This is a genomic window from Kordiimonas sp. (assembly GCF_965216265.1).
GTDB lineage: Bacteria > Pseudomonadota > Alphaproteobacteria > Sphingomonadales > Kordiimonadaceae > Kordiimonas.
On sequence record NZ_OZ244153.1, the window covers coordinates 2,830,746 to 2,850,531 of the forward strand.

At 55.6% G+C, this 19,786-nt stretch carries 18 protein-coding genes and 1 tRNA gene; 7 read left to right on the top strand and 12 right to left on the bottom strand.

Annotated elements, in window-relative coordinates:
- Window positions 1–41: 41 nt before the first annotated feature.
- Window positions 42–2,675, bottom strand: a complete 2,634-nt coding sequence (locus ACOOGA_RS13185; protein WP_417459973.1) for a TonB-dependent receptor plug domain-containing protein — start codon at window positions 2,673–2,675, stop codon at window positions 42–44.
- A gap of 412 nt (window positions 2,676–3,087) precedes the next feature.
- Window positions 3,088–4,020: an N-formylglutamate amidohydrolase gene (locus tag ACOOGA_RS13190; RefSeq protein WP_417459974.1), complete on the bottom strand. Its 933-nt coding sequence runs from the start codon at window positions 4,018–4,020 to the stop codon at window positions 3,088–3,090.
- Between the two features lie 228 nt (window positions 4,021–4,248).
- Here ACOOGA_RS13190 and ACOOGA_RS13195 point away from each other — a divergent pair, with 228 nt between their 5' ends.
- The 4 genes from ACOOGA_RS13195 to ACOOGA_RS13210 all read left to right on the top strand — a co-directional run bounded on the left by ACOOGA_RS13195 (window position 4,249) and on the right by ACOOGA_RS13210 (window position 8,842).
- Window positions 4,249–6,462 (top strand): patatin-like phospholipase family protein, encoded by a 2,214-nt coding sequence (locus ACOOGA_RS13195; protein ID WP_420428862.1) that lies wholly within the window; start codon window positions 4,249–4,251, stop codon window positions 6,460–6,462.
- A 109-nt stretch (window positions 6,463–6,571) separates the two neighbouring features.
- Window positions 6,572–6,647, top strand: a tRNA-Val gene (locus tag ACOOGA_RS13200).
- A gap of 334 nt (window positions 6,648–6,981) precedes the next feature.
- The gene (locus ACOOGA_RS13205; RefSeq protein WP_420428864.1) at window positions 6,982–7,272 is read left to right on the top strand and encodes a hypothetical protein; all 291 of its coding nucleotides are present in this window, start codon (window positions 6,982–6,984) and stop codon (window positions 7,270–7,272) included.
- A gap of 7 nt (window positions 7,273–7,279) precedes the next feature.
- Complete coding sequence (locus ACOOGA_RS13210) at window positions 7,280–8,842, top strand: methyl-accepting chemotaxis protein (protein ID WP_417459977.1); 1,563 nt, start codon at window positions 7,280–7,282, stop codon at window positions 8,840–8,842.
- Between the two features lie 5 nt (window positions 8,843–8,847).
- On the opposite strand, the gene ACOOGA_RS13215 is transcribed toward ACOOGA_RS13210, so the two are convergent.
- The 4 genes from ACOOGA_RS13215 to ACOOGA_RS13230 all read right to left on the bottom strand — a co-directional run bounded on the left by ACOOGA_RS13215 (window position 8,848) and on the right by ACOOGA_RS13230 (window position 10,527).
- Window positions 8,848–9,543, bottom strand: a complete 696-nt coding sequence (locus ACOOGA_RS13215) for an aspartate/glutamate racemase family protein (RefSeq protein ID WP_417459978.1) — start codon at window positions 9,541–9,543, stop codon at window positions 8,848–8,850.
- An 84-nt stretch (window positions 9,544–9,627) separates the two neighbouring features.
- Complete coding sequence (locus ACOOGA_RS13220) at window positions 9,628–10,149, bottom strand: MauE/DoxX family redox-associated membrane protein (RefSeq protein WP_417459979.1); 522 nt, start codon at window positions 10,147–10,149, stop codon at window positions 9,628–9,630.
- Window positions 10,150–10,175: 26 nt separating this feature from the next.
- Window positions 10,176–10,325: a hypothetical protein gene (locus ACOOGA_RS13225; protein ID WP_417459980.1), complete on the bottom strand. Its 150-nt coding sequence runs from the start codon at window positions 10,323–10,325 to the stop codon at window positions 10,176–10,178.
- Window positions 10,303–10,527, bottom strand: coding sequence for a ChaB family protein (locus ACOOGA_RS13230; RefSeq protein ID WP_417459981.1), 225 nt, complete (start codon window positions 10,525–10,527; stop codon window positions 10,303–10,305). The genes ACOOGA_RS13225 and ACOOGA_RS13230 overlap by 23 nt, the downstream gene beginning before the upstream one ends.
- A 385-nt stretch (window positions 10,528–10,912) precedes the next feature.
- Here ACOOGA_RS13230 and ACOOGA_RS13235 point away from each other — a divergent pair, with 385 nt between their 5' ends.
- Entirely contained in the window at window positions 10,913–11,248 is a 336-nt protein-coding gene (locus tag ACOOGA_RS13235) for a hypothetical protein (protein WP_420428866.1), read from the top strand.
- Between the two features lie 7 nt (window positions 11,249–11,255).
- Here ACOOGA_RS13235 and ACOOGA_RS13240 read toward each other — a convergent pair whose 3' ends face one another.
- Together ACOOGA_RS13240 and ACOOGA_RS13245 are read right to left on the bottom strand one after the other, a co-directional pair.
- Window positions 11,256–12,533: a PepSY-associated TM helix domain-containing protein gene (locus ACOOGA_RS13240; RefSeq protein WP_417459983.1), complete on the bottom strand. Its 1,278-nt coding sequence runs from the start codon at window positions 12,531–12,533 to the stop codon at window positions 11,256–11,258.
- 8 nt (window positions 12,534–12,541) lie between these two features.
- A complete protein-coding gene (locus ACOOGA_RS13245; protein ID WP_417459984.1) occupies window positions 12,542–14,689 on the bottom strand; it encodes a TonB-dependent siderophore receptor in 2,148 nt (715 codons plus the stop codon).
- Between the two features lie 251 nt (window positions 14,690–14,940).
- On the opposite strand from ACOOGA_RS13245, the gene ACOOGA_RS13250 reads away from it, so the two are divergent.
- Window positions 14,941–15,858 carry a PhzF family phenazine biosynthesis protein gene (locus tag ACOOGA_RS13250; RefSeq protein WP_417459985.1) on the top strand — a complete coding sequence of 306 codons (918 nt, stop codon included), beginning with the start codon at window positions 14,941–14,943 and terminating at the stop codon, window positions 15,856–15,858.
- Here the strand turns inward: ACOOGA_RS13250 and ACOOGA_RS13255 are convergent.
- The 4 genes from ACOOGA_RS13255 to ACOOGA_RS13270 are packed head-to-tail and all read right to left on the bottom strand — an operon-like array spanning window position 15,853 to window position 18,885.
- The gene (locus ACOOGA_RS13255; protein ID WP_417460086.1) at window positions 15,853–17,430 is read right to left on the bottom strand and encodes an MFS transporter; all 1,578 of its coding nucleotides are present in this window, start codon (window positions 17,428–17,430) and stop codon (window positions 15,853–15,855) included. The two genes, ACOOGA_RS13250 and ACOOGA_RS13255, sit on opposite strands and share 6 nt — an antisense overlap.
- Window positions 17,431–17,432: 2 nt before the next feature.
- On the bottom strand, window positions 17,433–18,056 hold the full coding sequence (locus ACOOGA_RS13260) for a glutathione S-transferase family protein (RefSeq protein WP_417459986.1): 624 nt from the start codon (window positions 18,054–18,056) through the stop codon (window positions 17,433–17,435).
- A gap of 47 nt (window positions 18,057–18,103) precedes the next feature.
- Window positions 18,104–18,553 carry an SRPBCC family protein gene (locus tag ACOOGA_RS13265; RefSeq protein WP_420428868.1) on the bottom strand — a complete coding sequence of 150 codons (450 nt, stop codon included), beginning with the start codon at window positions 18,551–18,553 and terminating at the stop codon, window positions 18,104–18,106.
- On the bottom strand, window positions 18,550–18,885 hold the full coding sequence (locus tag ACOOGA_RS13270; protein WP_417459988.1) for an ArsR/SmtB family transcription factor: 336 nt from the start codon (window positions 18,883–18,885) through the stop codon (window positions 18,550–18,552). The genes ACOOGA_RS13265 and ACOOGA_RS13270 overlap by 4 nt, the downstream gene beginning before the upstream one ends.
- 222 nt (window positions 18,886–19,107) lie before the next feature.
- Between ACOOGA_RS13270 and ACOOGA_RS13275 the strand changes: the two genes are divergently transcribed.
- Window positions 19,108–19,773 (top strand): glutathione S-transferase family protein, encoded by a 666-nt coding sequence (locus ACOOGA_RS13275; RefSeq protein WP_420428869.1) that lies wholly within the window; start codon window positions 19,108–19,110, stop codon window positions 19,771–19,773.
- Window positions 19,774–19,786 lie beyond the last annotated feature (13 nt).

Sequence of the window (19,786 nt, forward strand, 5' to 3'; positions counted from 1 at the left end):
TAGGTTTCAGATGGGAAACCTGATTTATAATTGCTCCTGATTTAGAACTGGTAACGGGCCCGAACGTAATAGGCGCCACCGTTCACACCAAATGGTGCATGCTCGGAATATTTGGAGCCGACCTCACCTGACCATGGGTTGAGGGTTGGGCTGTTGTCGAACACGTTTTCGGCACCAATGGAGATTTCAAAACCTTCCATCACGTTGTAGCCGATCTCGGCATCAAGTGTGACATCAGCCTCGCCATCGATTGGCAGGTCACAGCTGTCTGCGTGCGCGCTGAAATACTTGCCGTGATAGTTGGCACGGGCAAGAAAGCGCCACTTGCTTGCATTGTGTGTCAGCGTGGACGAGAAGCGATACGCAGGCAGCGAATCTTCAAGGCGCTGAATACGACATGCATCAAGTGTTGCAGGGTTGAAGTCGATCACTTCCGTTTTGGTGTAGTTACCCGCGAAGGAAAGCGCTGTTGCGCCGTCATCCGTGAAGTTGAGCGGAAGCGTTGCAACCACGTCGATGCCCTGGCTTCTTGTATCAAAGTCGTTGACGAAGAAGCGGAAGGCCTGCAGGTCAGCCGCGAAAGCAATACCGGAAGCTACAAGAGCATCCCGATCAGCTTGTGAGAGTGTGATGGTTGCAGACTGGGTGATGCGCTCGGACAGTTTGATGTTGAAATAATCGACTGTCAGTGACGCGTCCCCAACATCGGCGACAAAACCGAGGGTGAACGAGTCTGCTTTTTCAGGCCCAAGCGGGTCTGCGCCAAACTCTGCCGCAACCGGGTTGGTTGGCGGGATGGTGCCGCGCTGTGCCAGTTGCAGGCGGCCGTTTACCGTTTCAAACACTGTTGAAACGTTCACAACCTGTTGCTGCCCCGGTGTTGGTGCCCGGAAGCCCGTGCTGACGGAGCCGCGCAGGCGGAATGCATCACCAAGCTTATAGAGCGATGTAACCTTGAAGTTGGTTGTAGAGCCGAAGTCCGAAAAGTCTTCCCAGCGGAGCGCAGCGCCCAAAATCCAGTTCTCGGTGATATCGGCCTCAAGGTCGATATAGCCTGCGATGTTGGAACGGTCCCATGTGCCGGCAACTTGTGGGCTGAAGCCCGAGAAGCCGTTTGAGCCGATGCCGAAGCCCTGGGTAACGCTCACATTGTCGCCGTCTGCGTTTGTGAGGTTGAAGGACTGCGCAAGCACACCAACCTCGAAGGACTCTGGCTGGCCTGTACGAGCTTCAAACTGCTCTTCACGCCATTCAAAACCAACTGCAACGTTCAGAGGTGAGTAGAAGCCCACTTCTACCGGATAGGAGAAGTCTGCGTTGAAATTTTTCTCAAGCTGAACGTAGGAGCCAAGGTCGAAGAGTGTTGGTGTTGCTGAACCAAGGCTAGGGTTCACCGTATTGTCGATGAAGAAGTCAGCCTGGTTACGACCAGCATGCATGCTGATGTCATATGTCAGGCCGCTGTCCATCTCGCCGCGGAAGCCCACTGCACCAGCGATATCATTGAGCCGACCACCAAAGTTAGGTGTGAAGCCGCCGGGAAACATTTCATTGAAGATGAAACAGTTCGGGTCTGCATTGATAGCCGCCAGTTGCGCCGCTTCACCTGCTGAGCCGATAACCACAGGGTTAACAACCTGGCCTGTTGTGGCTTCACCTTCGTTGAAGTTGATGCCACCTGGGCAGGTGATACCGTCGTCTGGTGTCATGTCACCAACGATACGGGTAACGCCGCCGTCGTTTGAGTTCACGCCAGAGCGCGTGTCCGGATTACGGTAGTAGAAGCCGCCGATCACTTCACGCTCGGCATAGTTACCGAAAGCATAGATCTCGGAGTTGTTTCCGGTCTCGATACCGAAGTTCACGAAGGCTTTCCAGTCGTTGTTCACTTCTGGTGTACCCCAGACTTGTGCATAAGGTTCACGCACATCCGAGTTGCCTGCATCGATCAGCGCTTGCGCATCCGCGCGTTGTACGCTGCGGCTGGTTGGGTCAGCTTGACGCCATTCGGCCGAGAAATTTACAAAGCCGCTGTCTGTTACTGGCAGACCAACGTTGGCTGAAAACTGGAGCTGGTCGCCGTCGCCTTCATAGGTCGAGCCATATTTGGCTGACACGCTGCCGCCTTCACTGTCGTCGCGCAACACAAAGTTCATCACGCCCGCAATAGCGTCTGAACCATATTGTGCCGCGGCACCGTCGCGCAACACTTCAACGCGCTTGAGGGCAATAGCAGGGATCACGCCAATGTCTGGCCCCTGTGCGCCATCAGATACGCCGCTGCCGAGGAAGCTGATAACAGCCGCACGGTGGCGACGCTTGCCGTTCAAAAGTACCAGTGTCTGATCAGGCGCGAGCCCGCGCAAGTTCGCAGGACGAACCAGCGTTGCCGCATCGTTGATCGGCTGTGAGTTAACGTTGTAGCTTGGCACAACCGTGCGCAGCAGGTCGCCCATGTCGCCGCTACCTTGGTTGGCGAAGTCATCGCCGCTGATAACGTCAACAGGTGCCGGTGTATCTGCTGCAGAACGTGCTGCCCGCCGCGAACCGGTAACAACAACCTCTTCGATTGCCATTGAATCCGCGCTGGTATCAGGTGTTTCCTGAGCAAATGCACCGCTTGATAGGGTTGACGCCACTGCAACGCAGGACGTGCCCAAAAGCAGTCTCTTCATAATATCCACAGAACCCCTCCGTGTATGTTTGGTGTGGTTTAGTTTGTTTTCCGCAGACCCCCCGGTCAGCGGTGAACGCACTCGATACCAACAAAGACGAATGGCCTTCAGCGATTTGGAATAAAAAGTTGGGAAAAAGGCGTTTTTCTTACAGGCCAGAAATAAATTGTAGTGAAGTGAGGTTTTTGAAACACATGCCAATTTTTTACTATTCTTAAGAAATTTTATTTCTTTAATGGTCAAGAAGCAGCGCTTTCAGCGAATCTACATCTTTATATAGTTGCTGGTTTAGCCCAAATTTTAGGGTTTAAGGCAATTCAAAAATGAATAGCCTTCAGAAAAATGCTATGCCTAAAGTTTATTTTGAATTGGTGGGGAAATGATCATCGCAGGCGGCTAGAGAGTGGCCAAATTATTCGGCAGCACGGGGTAATTCGTCGTCCTGGTGAAGACCAAGATGCTTGCCGTAGGCATCAATGAGGTGGTTGACGAACCAGCTCAGCTTTTTCTCCACCTCAGGGAAAGACTGCAGGGGCTGCAGGGTGGTTTCATTCATATAAAGGCCGCGGCTGAGCTCGATCTGCAAAGCATGGTAGCCGCTATTGGGGTTGCCATAATTCTGGGTGGAGAAACCTCCGGAATAAGGCACGTTGCGGCGCACACTGAAGCCCGCCCGAATAAGAAGCTCTTCCGCCAGCGACGTCAGCGCCCGGTCACAGGATGCACCCCAGTTGTCACCCAGCACGATGTCGGGCCCGGTGCTGCGTCCGCGCCGCCTGCCCGCCGGGTTTTCTGACGGCATGGAGTGGCAATCGATCAACACCGCGCGGCCAAACTGCCGACGGCGGGTTTCCAATAAGTCGGCCAGTTTTTCGTGATATGGCCGGTACACATTATTGATGCGGAACAAGGCCTCGCGCGCGGGCAGGGTGCCGTCATAGATCGGCATGCCTTCCGCGATCAGCTTCGGGATAATGCCAAGCCCCGCTTTCACCCTGTGGGTGATATCAAGCTCATCTTCTTCAAGTGGCGGATGGAACATATCCGGGTCCAACTCGTTCTCCGCCCGGTTGAGGTCCAGATACGCGCGGGCATGGGTCGCGATGAGGAGGTTGGCCCCAAACTCGGGTGCGGCGGCAAAAAGCCGGTCCACATATGCGTCCTCAGACATGCGAAGATTGTGCGTCTCAAGGTTAGTGGCTCTGGTTATGCCAATCGGGTAATGTCGGCCACTATGGGGTGCAGCAAAAACAAAAGCGTTGGGTGTGGTGGCGGATTTCAGCACAAAGGGTGGCGGGATATCACCATCGCCACTTTTATTTTGTCCGTCCTCAATCATTGCCATTCTTTTGTCCAACTGGTGAAGCAATAGGCCAACGCTAACGTGAAATGGGGGCCAAGTCACCGAGAAGTTTTGGCAAGTTTTGACGAGCCCATTGATCTCACATTGTGTTGACAAACGAGACTGGTTCTAAAAGATGGCGGTTGGCGTGATGCACGTTGTGAAACGCCGTTCCTGGGGGAATTGACTGTGGGCTCTATCTGCAAACGCTGGGTTCAACCATTTTGGGTAATGCTCGTTGGCGCACTTTTTCTAACCCCGGGTGGCGGTGCTGCGCAGGTCTCTGGCGCAGAAGAAGAGCGGCTTGAACGGCCCAAAATCGGGCTCGTGCTCGCGGGTGGCGGCGCGCGCGGGGGGGCGCATATTGGTGTGCTGAAAGCGCTTGAGGAACATCAGGTGCCTGTTGACTATATTACAGGCACAAGTTTTGGCGCGATTGTAGGCTCCTTCTATGCGGCGGGCTATACGGCAGACGAACTTGAGGTTGCGCTTGCGCTGATGGACTGGGAAAACCTCCTCAGCGATAACGCCCCGCGCTCCGGCCGCAGTTACCAGCGTAAGCTGGATGATGACGAAACCGCGCTCGATTTTGAATTTAGCGTGGGGGAGAAGGGCCTCGCGCTGCCGCAAGGGCTGGTGCGCGGCAACCAACTCAGGCTGATGCTGCGACGGTATCTCTCCCGCGTGGCGCATATCCAGAATTTTGATGAGTTGCCCATCCCTTTTCGCGCTGTGGCAACCGACCTTGAAACCGGTGGTGAGGTTGTGATGGGCTCAGGCGACATTGCAAGTGCTGTGCTGGCCAGCATGGCGGTGCCGGGTCTTTTCCCGCCGGTTGACCGTGAAGGGCACATGCTGGTGGATGGCGGGCTGGTGAACAATATGCCGGTCACGGTCGCGAAGGATATGGGCGCAGATATCGTCATTCTCGTTGATATCGGGACGCCGCTCGCCGAGAGGGATGAGATAACCTCCTTCCCCAAGGTGTTTGGGCAGTTGTTGTCGCTGCTCACGCTCAAGAACAGACAAGCCCAGCTTGATGAGCTGACAGAGAGTGACATTCTCCTCAAGCCCGACCTCAAGGACATGAGGCTGACGGACTTTCACCTCGCGACATCCGCCATCCCGGAAGGCTATGCTTCCGCCCAGGAAGTCAGCGAAGCCCTGAACGCCCTTGCGCTGCCTGACGCTGAGTGGCAGTCTCACAAGACAAGCCGCGTGGTGGAATTTGAACCACCAACCATCGATTTCATCACAGTCGACAATTCAAGCAGCCTGCCGGATAAATATATCCGTTCCCTCATTCGTCATGACAAAGACGAGCCGCTGAATGAAGCGCAACTTTCGGATGACCTGACCCGCATTTACGGCACCGGTTATTTTGACCGGGTGGAATATCGCATACTCGAACGCGGGGCAGAAACCGGTATCCATATTGAGGCGAAAGAGCGGTCTGTTGGCAAAAAATTCGTGCGGTTCGGGCTTTCACTGAGCGACGATTTTTCCGGCAATAACCACTATAACATCGCCGCCAGCTATACGGTCTTGGGGCTCAATTCCCTGGGTGCGGAATGGCGGGTTCGGGCACAGGTGGGTGATATCCTTGCGGCAAACACAGAGTTCTACCAGCCGCTGAACGCCACGCAGGATTATTTTGCCATCACCTCCTTCACGGCAGCAAGCGTGGTGCGGGGTATCACCAACGACCGGGGCGTGACGGTGGCAGACGCGCGGGTAACAGACGGTGATCTGAAGCTCGGTGTTGGCCGCAACCTGTCCAACATTGGCCGCATCACCGTGGGGCTTCAGCGCGGCATTGCACGCGCCAAGGTCTATACGCCTGATTTTGAATTTCCGGCCTTCTCCATCCATTCCGCCAGCATTTATGCCAAGCTTGAGACAGATACTTTCGATAACGCAGATTTCCCCCACAGGGGCAGCGGCCTGACCATCGAATATTCAGATGGCCGCACCTTCCTTGGCGGTGAATCTACCGTCAACAAGCTTGAAGCGGCCTACAGCCACACCATGACATGGGGCCGCAATACGCTCACCGGGTTTGTAAGCTCGGGCATGGCCTATGGTGGCGACGAGACAGAAACGGATAACTTCTCCCTTGGCGGGTTCCTCAACCTTTCCGGCCTTCGGCCAGACCAGATCAGCGGTAAATATTACGGCGTGGCCGGGCTTGCTTATTATCGCCGCCTGAACCACGGCGGGGTTGCCTCGCTTTTTGGTGTGCCGATATATGCGGGCCTCTCCCTTGAGGCAGGCAATACATGGAACCGGTCGTCGGATATCGAATTCAGCAAACTGCGCTATGGCGGCAGTGTGTTTCTGGGCGCGGATACGCCCATCGGGCCGCTTTATCTGGGTTCAGGCTATACCACAGGGCAGGCTGATGCCCAGGTCTCCGCCTTCATGTATCTCGGGCGGCCGTTCTAGGGGGCGGGGCCAGCCTTAAAACTGTAAAAATGATCTTGCGTGGCTTTTATGTGCGGTGTAAACACGCACCCGTCCTGCATGGTTATGCACGGCTCTTATGAAATGGTACGGTCGGTTAGCTCAGTTGGTAGAGCGCATCGTTGACATCGATGAGGTCGTTGGTTCGAACCCAATACCGACCACCATTTATTTCCCCTGATAAGATTGAGTGAGTTAAGGCGGCGTCACAGGCGTAGGCACGTTGTACGGGCTGTATATTTCCTGCGTGCAGCCGAGCGCTAGCCGGGCAAACCTTAAAGGTTTATTACCCAACGGGTTTCCGAACGTGTTGCGAATACCAGTGGCTGAATTTAGTGAACTGTTAAGGCGTGCTGGCGTATAAGAAAAGGGGGTCGAGCGTTGTTGTGCGGATGAATGAGATCGAAAGAGATCAGCGTCTGTTCAGCGGGAAGGTCGACCCAGTTCATGCGAGCGTTGATTCCGTCTCTGATTCTGACGGCAGGTATATTTTTGACATTGATGGTGCAGAGCTTTTTACCCAAAGAAGGCCGGCCGGTTTGGGTGTTGTTCAATCCGGCAATGGGAGAACAGCAGCAAATGCAGGCTATCGTTCTGGCAGACGCGCTTCTTATTGACGCGGGAGCTGTGCCTGGCTCCTTCCTTTTGAAGGGGGCGGAAAGCGGCGGTATCGGGCGCCTGATGGCGCAAGGTGCGCTGCTTGTTCTCAACCCTGTTGCTGCCGCTGGGTGCGGCGGCGATGTGGCGGCTGCAAAGCGGCTGGCCCTGAAAATTCAGTCTATTACGGAGTAGAAGGTCCATGTACTCATTGAATGAATTACGCGATACAACCGTGAAAATGCTGGCCACGGGTCAGCTGTTGCATGCGCCGATTATGCTGCTCCTTGGGTTTGCCATTGGTGCTGAAGGCACTGTCCTGACCACCATTCTTTCACTTGTGGTCGCGCTTGCGGGTTTTGGCCTGTATCGTACCTCCGGCGCGACAGAGATAACACGCTACACGCTGGCTTCAGGTTTTGTGCTGCAGGCGGCGTTGTTGGTGTTTCTCTTCCGGGGGCACCCTTGGCAAATCGATGCGCACATGTATTTTTTCGCGGCCCTTGCCATGATCGCTGCGCTGTTTGACTGGCGCGCCATTCTCGTGGCGGCTAGCGTCACGGCGGTTCACCACCTGCTTTTCAATATCATTGTGCCCGCGTGGGTGTTTCCTGACGGCGCAAGCTTTCTGCGTGTGGTAATGCATGCGGTGATCGTGGTTTTTGAAACCGCGGTGTTGATGTGGCTATCTGTATTGCTGGCTCGTGCGCTTGAGGGTGCCGCCAGGGCGCATACTGATGCGGTTGCACAAGCTGAGAAGGCAGAACAGTCGATGCGAGCAGCGGAAAGCTCAAAAGCGGAATCTGATGCCGCGCTTGAAGAGGTGCGCGCTGCCCGTGAAGAGAATGAACATCTTCAGGCGTCGCGCCGCGAAGAGCGGGATCGGCTGGCTGAGGAAGCCGCCCGGAAGCTTAATGACCTTGCGGAAGAATTTGAGCTGTCTATCGGCACTATCGCGTCTGAGATCCAGCAGGCGAATGCGTCCCTTGAAGAAGGCGGGCAAGGCCTGCAGGCCTCAACCGCACGGGCACGCGACATGGTGGGTATGGCCACAGGCGCGACAGATACGGTGAGCCATAGCGCAAGCTCGGTGGCATCAAGCGCGGAACAAATGGCCGCATCGGTGAGCGAAATTACCCGGCAGGTTTCACAGAGCCGCGATATCGCGGAGAAGGCGCTGGCCCACGTGCAGGATAGCTCGGAAACCATTGCCCGCCTTGCCGACTATGCAGACAAGGTAACGAGCGTGATCGACATGATCAGCGATATCGCGAACCAGACCAACCTGCTGGCGCTGAACGCCACGATCGAGGCCGCCCGCGCAGGCGAAGCAGGCAAAGGTTTTGCTGTTGTGGCAAGCGAAGTGAAAAGCCTCGCGAACCAGTCCGGCACTGCTACCCAGCAGATATCAGACCAGCTTTCGGCCATGCAGTCTATCAGCCATGAAGCGGTAGAGATGGTGGAGCAGGTGGCGCGGAATATTCGTCAGATATCCGAGAACGCTGTTGGTATCTCAGCGGCGATCGAAGAACAGGACGCGGCCACACGTGAGATCGCACGCGCGGCCCAAACCGCCAGCGGTGAAACTGAAAATGCAGCCAGCCAGGTGGGGCAGATCAAATCTGTGGTGGATGAAGTGGAGCAGTCTGTTGTTGGAACCTTCCAGACTTCCGCGCTCCTTGGTGCCCGCACAGACGATCTGGCCGCACGGTGTCATGATTTTGCCAATGCGATCCGCAAGCAACAGATAACGCAGAGCAGCTAAAATCCTTAAGCCTCAACCGCGTGGTGTAGTGCCGCGCGGGCAAGCAGGCGGGTGGAGTCAAGGGTGGGCAGGCTGGCGTTCTCATCACTGATGATAAGCGGGATTTCAGTGCAGCCCAGCACCACGGCGTCACAGCCTTCCTCAATCCGCAGCCGGTCAATCAGCTTCTGGAAATAGGCCACGCTCTCACGCCGGAAGGTGCCGTAAACCAGCTCATCCATAATGATGCGGCCAATTTCCGCCCGCTCCGCCTCATGCGGGCGTGTAAACTCAAGCCCCTGTGCGCCTAGTTTTGACGGGTACACGTCACTTTCCGTCAGCCATTTGGTGCCGGTCAGGCCAATGCGCTTATAGCCGCGCGCCTTGGCCTCCTGTGCCACCACTTCGGCAATATGCAGCCACGGCAGCGGTGAACGCTCTTTCACATAATCAAACGCCTGATGGATGGTGTTATCCGGGCAAATGAGGAAATCTGCGCCCGTGCTTTTAAGCTTATGGACGCTTGTGAGCATCAACTCACCCACACCGTCCCAATCGTTCCGGTAAATACAAGCCGTATAATCCGCAAGCGAGGGTGTGTGCATGGAAACTTCAGGGTGCGCATGCGGGCCCATGATATCAGCGCTTTCGGTGCAGATGGTTTTATAACAAAGCGCCGCGCCTTCAGCGGAGCAACCGACGATACCGATATGTTTGGGCATGAATTTTCCAGCGTTTGGTGAGCTTTAAGCTGAAAACATAGGAACGGCAGTTGCTATCTGCAAGGTATCAAAAGCTTGAGGTTATTACACGCCTGCGAGCAGCAGGCCCGCCATCACAATCATGGCAACGTCTTCTGTGAGGGTGACAGTTGACAGCGGTACGCTCAAAATATTGCCCATGCAGGGGCAGTCAATATCAAGCCCCTCTCGCAGCGCTTGCCACACGCCAAGGGCGCCAAACGAGAAGACCACAATGGTGAGAATATAGATAAGGGTTGGTATGAAATAGGCGAGGTAAGCAAGGCCAAGGCCCAGCTCTATAAAGGGATAGATATAGCCATAGGCGGGGGCACGCCGGGCCAGTAGGTCATACATGGCAAAGCCATCTTTGAAACCGTTCATGTCAAACAGCTTGAGCAGGGAAAAGATAACCAGAAACACACCCATATAGGCATGCATGAAAGCTTTCATGCCGGTGGCTGAAAAGCCTGTCGTGACAGCTAGTGCTGCTAGCGCTGTTACAACAACGAGGCAAATAAGTGGCCAAAAGTCAGCCAGGTGCGTGCCTCTGCCTTCTTCGCGTTTATGAATGCTATCTGTTGCCATGGCCAACTTCTCCTGGATCTTGTGGGTTATGAGCCCCGAATGCTGCGCCCCCGGAAATCCGTCCAGTCCAGCGTCAGCACACTGAGGCAGCCGATAATCATCCAGCGCTGTTTGCTACTGGTGAACAGCAGAAGGTCTCCTGATGGAGTTGCGTTATTTTTTCTGCCAGTTGCCATTGTTCTTCTCGTATTTTTCTTTCACCGCCGCCCATGCAACCTTATGGCTGACCTCCTCGCGGGAAGCATCACCGTCCCTGTCTTCGGGGTCCTTGTAGGTTTCCCAGGCGCTGTTGTAGGCAGCCATGTAAATCTCCTGTGCTTGGGTCGGCAGGTTGTCTTTCACCTGATCGGGCAGGTCGCTGCGTGAATTATATGGCATTGACTGCGCCTCCTTTTCATCAAGTTCATCAAGCGGTTTCGTTTGCATTGGTTCACGATAGAAAGGGGTTCACGATAGAAAGGCTGGCCTAAGGGCGCGATTGGTGTCTGCGCCCAGCGCATAAAGAGGGCGTTAATGTCACGTGCCTTGCTGCGGTGATGCATGCAAACTGGGCACGGCAGGAGAGCAATGAGCTCACAGGCGCATACATGGTCTTGATGAAAAATTTATACCGGGAATATTTTTACCGAATCGAATGTTTACGCCGATGAGCGTCTTATCATTCTCATAACTTCTTTTGAGATCGGGTTCACCTCTCGTTCAGGCAAGCAAGCGCTTCATGGTGATGCCCGGTGGGGATGGCTGGTTGGGAACTGGCCAAAATATGAGGGATAAGACAATGTTGTGGAGCGGACTGGGATCAGTGGCCTTGATGGTTTTTCTGGGTGGACTGGTTGTGGTGACGGGGGCGGATTTGATGTCTGTGCCTGCCTATATGGTGCTTTCCGCACCGTTTGTAACTTACCTCGGATATGAGCTGAAGCTGTATTCGGAAGGGCTTTACCTGCGCTACAGCGTCGAAGGGCCAGCAGGCACATCGCCTGTGCGCAGTTTCCTTGAGCAGCAGGTTGAACGTGGCCACAAGCCAACGGTGCTTTTTGTGCCGGTCATGGCATGGGGCCCGATTTTGGCGGCTGTCGGCATCGGCATGGGCGTGTGATCGCGCTTTAAAGCATTGCCGCTTTATAAATGGCGTCAATCGCCAGCACGAGGCCCACACATGTAGCCGCCGCGGCGGGCAAGGCAAAATACCCCATGCCGCGCCACATATCACCCAGCATGCCGGGTTTTGTGATGCCTACGGGGCGATCAGCGGGCTTGAGCCGCATGGTAAAGATCATCACACCGGTAACAGCCAGGCCGGTGAGGATAATGCCCGCGAAAAACCACAAAAGCCGCACGGCAAAACCCACCCCGGGCATGTCGTTGGCGAAAGAGCCGAAATGTAGTGGGTCTGCGCCTTCTGAAATACGCTGGTGCAGGCTAAGGTCCATGCCTTTCTGTACCTGTATGGCCTCGCCGGTTTCCGGGTTGATCAGCACAGCGTTGCCGCGTTCCCGCATCAGAACGGCTTCCGCCTGTCCCATAACCACAACACCGCCGCGTTTATTGTCGGGCATATAGATTGAGGTGACCTGAAGCTCAGGATAGGCCGCCCGGGCCGCGTGCACTTGCGCATTCAGCGTTTGGCCGTCAAGGCTTGCCACAGGCAAGTCCATCTTGGGTCTCATGGCTGCAGGCGCGTTACCGCCGCCCCATTCCACCAGATACCAAAGGCCCGAGACGCCGATTACGGCAATAAACCACATGGACCACAACCCCACAAACCGGTGCAGGTCGCCTGTGAAACGTCGTGTGTCGCCTTCACGTTTGCGTTTGCCGGGTTGTCTCAGTTTGGGTAGGCGAAAAAAACCACGCCACCATTTTTTGTAAACCACAAAAGCGGTGATCAGGCTCGCGAGAAGCGGCAGCGCCAGAACCGAGACAATCGGGATACCAACCTTGGTGGGCAGCATGAGGTGGCGGTGCAGTTCGCGGAACAGGCGCTGTGCATTAAACCACCCGGTGGTGCCCTGAACCTCGCCTGTGGTCGGGTTCAGGTAAATGCGGAACCGGTCACCGTTGCCATCAACGGCGATGGCTTCTGCGGCGAAGAAAAAATCATAAGGCGCGCTGATGCGTTCAACCCGTGCGCCGGGCGATTTGGCCTCTGCCGCCCTATTGGCGCTATCGAGCATCATGCCCCAGGTTGCGGGCTCACCCACTGGGGCTGAGGCTCGCATCTCCGGGTGTATCAACCAGTCAATCTCGTGGGAAAGTGTGGCAAGCGTTCCCGTCGCCAGAATGAAGGTGAGAAAAAGGCTCACCTTCAAACCGGACCAATGATGCACGGTCCACCATAGCGACCGTTTTTTCTTTGGCTTTACGCCTGCCACTGCTTCCATTTTTGGCCCTAAAGCTTCCAGCGCAACTCAACAAAGGCTGTGCGGGGTTCTCCGGGGAAGTGCCCATCGCGGGTGATGAAACCCGACGCCGCATACTCTTTGTTAAAGAGGTTATCAACACGAAGCATCACGGAAACCTGCTCGTTAAGCTGGTGAATGAGCGACGTATCGAAAATGGTGTAAGGGCGCACGGTCTGGCCGTCAATGCTTAGGCGCTTGCTGACATACTCAGCGCCAAACGCCAGCGTGGTGTCGATGGGCGCAAATTCATAGCGCGTCCACAAGCCCGCCTGATGTTTGGGTGAGTTTGCGAACCGGTCACCCACAGCGTTTGTGAGCGACTGACCGGCAACTGTGTCAGTGATGCGGGCGTTATTGTAGCCGTAGTTTGCTGTCACCACCCAATAGTCAGTGATGTCGGCGGCGACCTCAAGCTCAAAGCCCGTGCTTGTCACCTCGCCGATAGGGGCAAGGTCGTCTACACCGTCTGAGCTGTTCCCGTTCGGGTCAAGCTGCAACAGGTTCTGGCGTTTGATCTCATACACGGCAGCGTTTGCCTGCACACGGCCACCCAGAAGCGCAACCTTGATGCCCGCTTCCATTTGCTGGCCGGTCACGGGGTTGAACGGCCCGCCTGCTAGCACATCCTGGCTGCCGATGCCTTGCGGCTCGAAGCTTTCAGACCAGCTTGCATAGACGGAGATATTATCCTGCGGCTGATAGATCAGCCCGGCGCGCAATGCCCAGTCACCATCGTTGAAACCGTCGCCTGTCAGGCGGTTCTCGTCGTCGTACCGGTCATAGCGGGCACCAGCAACGGCGATCCATTTGTCGCTCAGGTGCAACTGGTCCTGAATATAAAAACCGTAACGGGTGGAGCGGCTTTCCGTGGTGCGCAGGGCATAGCTGTCCAGATCATAGAACTGTGCGCCAGAAAGGCCGTAAACCGGGTTTTCAAGGGCAAGAACAGGTACGTCACCGTTTGGAACAGTATGCGCCCAGAAATCAGCGTTTTCGCGGTACCAGTCACCGCCTACAAGGATGCGGTTATTCATGCCGCCGATAGGCTGGTCAATCGTTACGGTGCCGGAAAGGGTCATTCCGTCCGTGTCGCGCTGCTGGTCCCTGAGTTCCCGAAGCGAGCTGTCGAGCGTGCCGTTACCATCGGTGTCCACAAGGCCGCGTGGCTCATGGTATTGCTGGCGTTCCTGCGCATCAAAATAGCGAACAGCCACTTCCGTGGAGATGTTATCTGTGGGCTGAGCCTGCAAGCGAGCCTGATAGACCGTTGCCTTCAGGTTGAGGAAGTCGGTCGCTTCATTGGCGTTCCAGCTGATGTCAGTCAGGAAATTGCCGTCATCGTCGGTCATTACGCCGCGAAGCCGCGCGCCCTGCATTTTCTGGTCATAGTGCGTGACCTGAGTGATAAGCTTGGCGTCTTCCCCCAGCTTGAAGGTCAGGCCGCTATCGAGAATGAGTGACTTCTCGTGCGTGTTGTTGCGGAAGGGTTTCATGTTTTCATAAAACGCACCCACGCGGCCAAGAATGGTGCCCGAATTATTAAGAGCGCCAGATACCTCGCCCGACGCGCCATAGCGGTTATAGTTCCCGCCGGTCAGCGTCGCGGAAGCGTTGAAATCTTCCGTCGGCGTTTTGGTCACATAGTTGATCAGGCCACCGGGCTCGCCGGGGCCATACAGCATGCCAGCGGGGCCTTTCAGCACTTCAACACGCTCAATGTTGAACAGTTTCGGTACCGAGAAAGCGATGAACGGGTTGCCGTGAAGGCTATCGTAGAACACCTGATCCTGCCGGAAGCCACGGAAGGTAACACCGGAATAGCTGAACTGGGTGATGCCCGCGATATTGCGGTACAGGTCCGTCATGTCCCGCGCGCCTTGGTCTTTCATCAGCGCTTCGTTGATGATGGAAACCGACTGCGGGATATCAAGCGGGTCGCCGCTTGTGCGCCCAACGCTGGTTTCCGATACGCGGTAAAGCTTTTGCGCGCGTCCGGTAACCGTAATTTCGGTGACTTCCTTGTCCGTATTGTTCGATGAAGGCTCTGCCACAGCTGCGCCGGGGAGGGCGAAGGTTGCGCCAAGGGCAGCAAGGCTGGCTGAGGCCAAGAGAAAACGTGGTGATGAAAATTGCATGTCTTTAACTCCCTGAGGTGGGGAAGTTAATAATAAGAATGGTTATCAATTGCAACAGCGGAATCCGGGAAAATGCCCGCGGACGTTATTTTTCGTGAACAGGGTGTGCCAAAGAGGCGCTCGTGTGCTCAGATATTCATGAATATATGCATTAATATAAGACCATAAGGTCAGTGTACCGGCTGATAATCATGAATAAATATAGCTGTACGTATGAATCTGCCTTTGCAGACATGAAAGGAAATCATGAAATGAAACGCCGGGCTATTGACTTGAGTATCATAGACGCGTTCGTGAAAAACGGCGATGGGGGCAACCCTGCAGGGGTGGTGCTGGATGCCGGGAACCTGAGCGAAGCCGATATGCAGGCTATTGCGCTGAAGGCGGGCTTGTCGGAAACCGCCTTTGTCTCACCGCACGCAGAGAGCGGGTTTCGGCTTGATTTCTTTACCCCCAATCGGCGTATTGCTCATTGCGGGCACGCAACGATCGCGGTTTTCTCCCATATGGCGCGGCTTGGTATTGTTGGCCAGGGTGAAACCGTCAAACATACGGTGGACGGCCCGCGTAAAATCATCATTCAGGGTCATCGTGCCTATATGGAGCAGATCGCCCCGCGGTATGAAAAATCACCTCTTTGGCAAGGGATTAGTGAGGAGGATGTGCTTGCGTCCCTTGGGATTACGAGGAATGACCTCATCGCGGGCGGAGAGCCTATCCTTGTGAACACAGGCAATAGTTTCATGCTCATTGGCGTGCGAGATGCGGCGGTATTGTCGAAACTGCGGCCAAACCGGGGCGCGGTTGTGGCGATAAGTGAAACACTAAATCTTGTGGGATATTATGTGTTTACGCCAAATACGCCGGAAAAAGGTGTGGCGGCCACAGCGCGCATGTTTGGCCCGCGGTATAGCATTGAGGAAGAAGCCGCCACCGGCATGGCCGCCGGGCCACTTGCCTGCCTGCTGTATGACCGCTTTGGGCTCAAGGAAGACCGGATGGTGATCGAGCAGGGGCGCTTCATGGCCACACCGTCGATCAGCGAGATTGAGGTACAGCTCAAGACGACAGGCGGACAGATCACCGGCCTGATGGCAGGCGGTGAAGCCCGCCCGCAGTCAAAGCAACAGATCGTGGTCCAGGCCCCGATTGAACAGGCGGGCTTATGAAACCTCTGCCGCCTGCATTTTCTCGTCCAGCCGACGTAACCTGCGCGATGTCAGCATCAGCACAAAACCAACAACCACAGCACAGGTGATGGCCGCCGCCTGGTAGGCATCGATATAGGCCGCGCGGGCTGCAAGCTCAAGCGCGGTCGCTTGCGCATCCGGCAAGGTTTCCGATGCCGCGATAGCCGCACCCAGGGTGTCCCGCGCCGCATCCGCTACATCAAGCGGTACACCCACCATCGGGGCATCAACCAAACGGCTGCGGTAGATGGCGGTTACCAAACTGCCGAGCACGGCAATGCCCAAGGCCCCGCCAAACTCTGTTGCGGTTTCCGCGATGCCGGAGGCAGCGCCAGCGCGCTCCGGCGGTGCTGCGGTCATGATCATGTCGGTCGTGAGCGTAAACACGGGCGCAAAGCCTGCGCACATAAGGGTGTAGGCAAACACAAACAGCGGCAGATTATGGCCGTCAATCAAGCCCGCGATGGCAACAAAACCGATCACCGCGAGGGTAAGCCCGCCGCTGATAATGCGTGATGGGCTTAAGCTGCGCAAAAGCCTTGGCGTCATTGTGGAGCCAATAACAAACACAAGCCCCGTGGGCGCTGACCATAACCCGGCCACAAGGGGCGAAAGGCCAAGCACAAGTTGCAGATATTGCGCGAACAACAAGAAGGAGGCAAAGCAGGTGAAAATGCTGAACAGGTTGACCGCCAACCCGGCCGTGAACGAGCGGTTCTTCAGAAGTGCGAGGTCGATAAACGGTTCCGCAAGTTTCTTTTGGCGCCGAGTGAAAACCATGCCAACCACAAGCCCCAGCGCGATGGTGAGGAAAGGCACGGCACTGAAGTCAAATTCAGCAAAGCGTTTGATACCAAAAATAACCCCCAGCACCATGATAACCGAGAGAAAGCCGCTTAGCATATCCGGCTTTCCGGCATTCGGGTCCTTGAACTCAGGCAAAAGCGCAGGCGCGATAGCGAGCAGAAGCAGCATTATGGGAACATTGATCAGGAACACGGAACCCCAGTGGAAATATTCGAGGAGGATGCCGCCAAGCACCGGGCCGAGCGCGCCGCCCGCTGAAAAGCTGGCGATCCAGACCCCGATTGCGGTGGTGCGCTCAACCGGGTCATGAAACATGTTGCGGATCAGCGACAGGGTTGAGGGCGCAAGCGTCGCCGCCGCCAACCCCAAAAGCGCGCGGGAGATGATCAGCATCTCCACACTTGTGGAGAAGGCCGCGAGGATGGAGGCAAGGCCAAAGGCGGTCGCACCCCACAGAAGCAACTTACGTCGGCCGATCTTGTCGCCCAGCGTGCCCATGGGGATCAAGGCGCCCGCGAGAATGAAACCGTAGATGTCCACGATCCACAATAGCTCGGCGCTGGTGGGCTTCAGGTCCGCGCTCAGGTGCGGAACGGCAAGATTGAGGACCGTGAGGTCCATGGAATAAAGCATGCAGGGCAGGGCCAGAACGGCAAGGCCGATCCATTCCCGGCGTGTTGCCTTGGCGGGTGTTGCTGTCGTGCTCACTATTGTCTCCGGCGGGTAACCCGCTTCTTCTGGAATTTCTAGAATGGCCAGCTTGGGCGTTTTGTTATGTTGGCTGACCACCGTTGCATATGCTCAAGCGACGCCGGAACGTCAACCTCAAAAAAGCTGGCGACCATCAGGGCTGCCATGCCGGTAATGTCGGCAACGCTAAAGTTTTCCCCTGCAAGGTACGGACGACCATCTGACAATTCATTGTCGAACCACTTCAGCTTGCGCGGCATCAGCTCGCGTTGCGCAGTCGCATATTCCGGCACCTGAATAACACGGTCCCTAAAAAACGGGTCGGAGTGAAAGGCAATGCCGCCGATGTTGGCGAGAATTTCATTCTCGGCCCGTCGTTGCCACATCTCAATCACCGCCTGCTCTTTGGGGGTGGAGCCGAACAGGGGCACCTCTGGCGACAGTCCGTCAAAGTACCGGCAGATAGCCATGCTTTCGGTGATAATGGTGCCGTCATCCAGCTCAAGCACCGGTATTTGGCCCAGTGAATTGACCTTGAGAAAGCCGGGAGATTTATGCTCTCCTTTCTCAAAGCTTATTTCAATGCGCTCAATGCCAAGGTCTGCATCGTTTATGCCTTTTTCCAGCAAAAACGCATGCACACGAAAGGGGTTGGGCCCCTGTCCCATATAGAGTTTCATCTGTTTTTCCTCGTCTGTCTGTTTTCTTGTTTTTTGCAGGTTCGGCGTTAAGGGGTTGCGAACAACGCTTCCAGCTTGTCGAGCGCGCCAGACCAGCCTTGGTTATGGCCGTCGCGCGCGGCTTCATCGAAGAACTGCGAGTGATAGAGTGTCAGCATAGACCCATCGTCGGTTTTTGTGATCGTGACGGTGACAAGCGATTCCCGCTCCGGCGTGGTGATCCATGCCCAGGAAAACACGAGCTTTTCATTCTCAACCACTTCCTTATAGGTGCCGCTGACATCGTCCTTTTCGCCGGATGGGTCCTGCATGATCACCCGGAAGCGACCACCAACACGCACGTCGGCCTCCGCGAGCAGGATTTTATAATCCGCAGAAGGCCCCCACCACTGGCGCATCACCACAGGGTCGGTAAAAGCGGCATAAACCTTCTCGGGCGATGCCTTGATGCGACGCTTGAGCGTCAGACTTGGCTTGCTCATCGTTGTCGTGTTCATTTTTCTTCTCCTTCAACAAATTCCACCAACCGGTCGAGGCTCTTCGACCAGAAGTGTTCATATTTCCTGAGCCACAGCATGGCTTCCTCCATTGGCTGGGGGGTCAGATGAACGGTGACGGTTCGGCCTTCTTTTGCGCGGCTGATCAGCCCCGCACCTTCCAGCACATCCAGATGTTTCATCACCGCAGGCAATTTGATCGGCAAGGGAGCGGCAAGCTCGCTCACCGTCACGGCCCTGTTCTCTTCAAGCCGCAGCAGCATTGCCCGCCTGTTGGGGTCGGTCAGTGCAGCAAAGGTGCGGCCAATATCATTTTCTATATAGTTCACCATGCGGTGAAGTATTGAGGCACGCAGCTATGATGTCAAGAGAAAGTTTACCAAGCGGTGAACTGTTTTGTGAGGGCCGGATGATCCCGCTTTGGCGTGATCCCGCATGTTCTTTTTCTGTTGGTGCATTTTTGAACACACCTGTTTCAAATTTATGCTCTTACAAATTCCCGCCACGCGCCGAGATATGAAGCTCAGTTTTCACAACAACGGGAAGGAATATCCATGGCACTCACTGTTTATTTTGGTAGCGGCAGCCCTTACTCATGGCGGGTCATGTTGGCGATGGAGCTGAAGGGCCTCGAGTATGAGGCAGTTGAGCTGCATTTCTCCAAAGGGGACACGCAGTCTGCTGAGCATCTGGCGCGCAACCCGCGCGGTAAAATTCCGGTGCTGATCGACGGTGATATCACTATTTACGAATCCACCGCCATTATGGCTTACCTTGAAAAAACCTACCCTGACGTGCCGATCTTTGGCACGGAAGGCCGTGAGCACGCCCTTATCTGGCAGCGCTATGCAGAGCTTGAGAATTATCTGGGCAATACCATCAGCAGCATTTTGGCCCCAATCTTCAGGGGTGAGGCTGAAGGCAAAGACGGTGAGATAAAAGCAAACCTTGAGAAGCTGAAGTCGGAGTTGGAGACTGTGCACGGTTGGCTTGGGGCTAGCGGCTATATTGTGGGCGACAGCCTGAGCGCGGCAGACGTGACGCTATACCCGCAAGTGGCGCTTCTACGCCGGGTGGGGCCGCGCCTCCGGGACGCTTACGGCGCTGACTTTCTGAACTTTGAGGAAAGTTTCCCCGCCTTCTTGCCACTTATGGAGCGCATTGAAGCGCTTGAAAACTTTGACCGCACCTACCCACCCCATTGGCGCGCTGCGGCATAAGCTTGCCACCAAA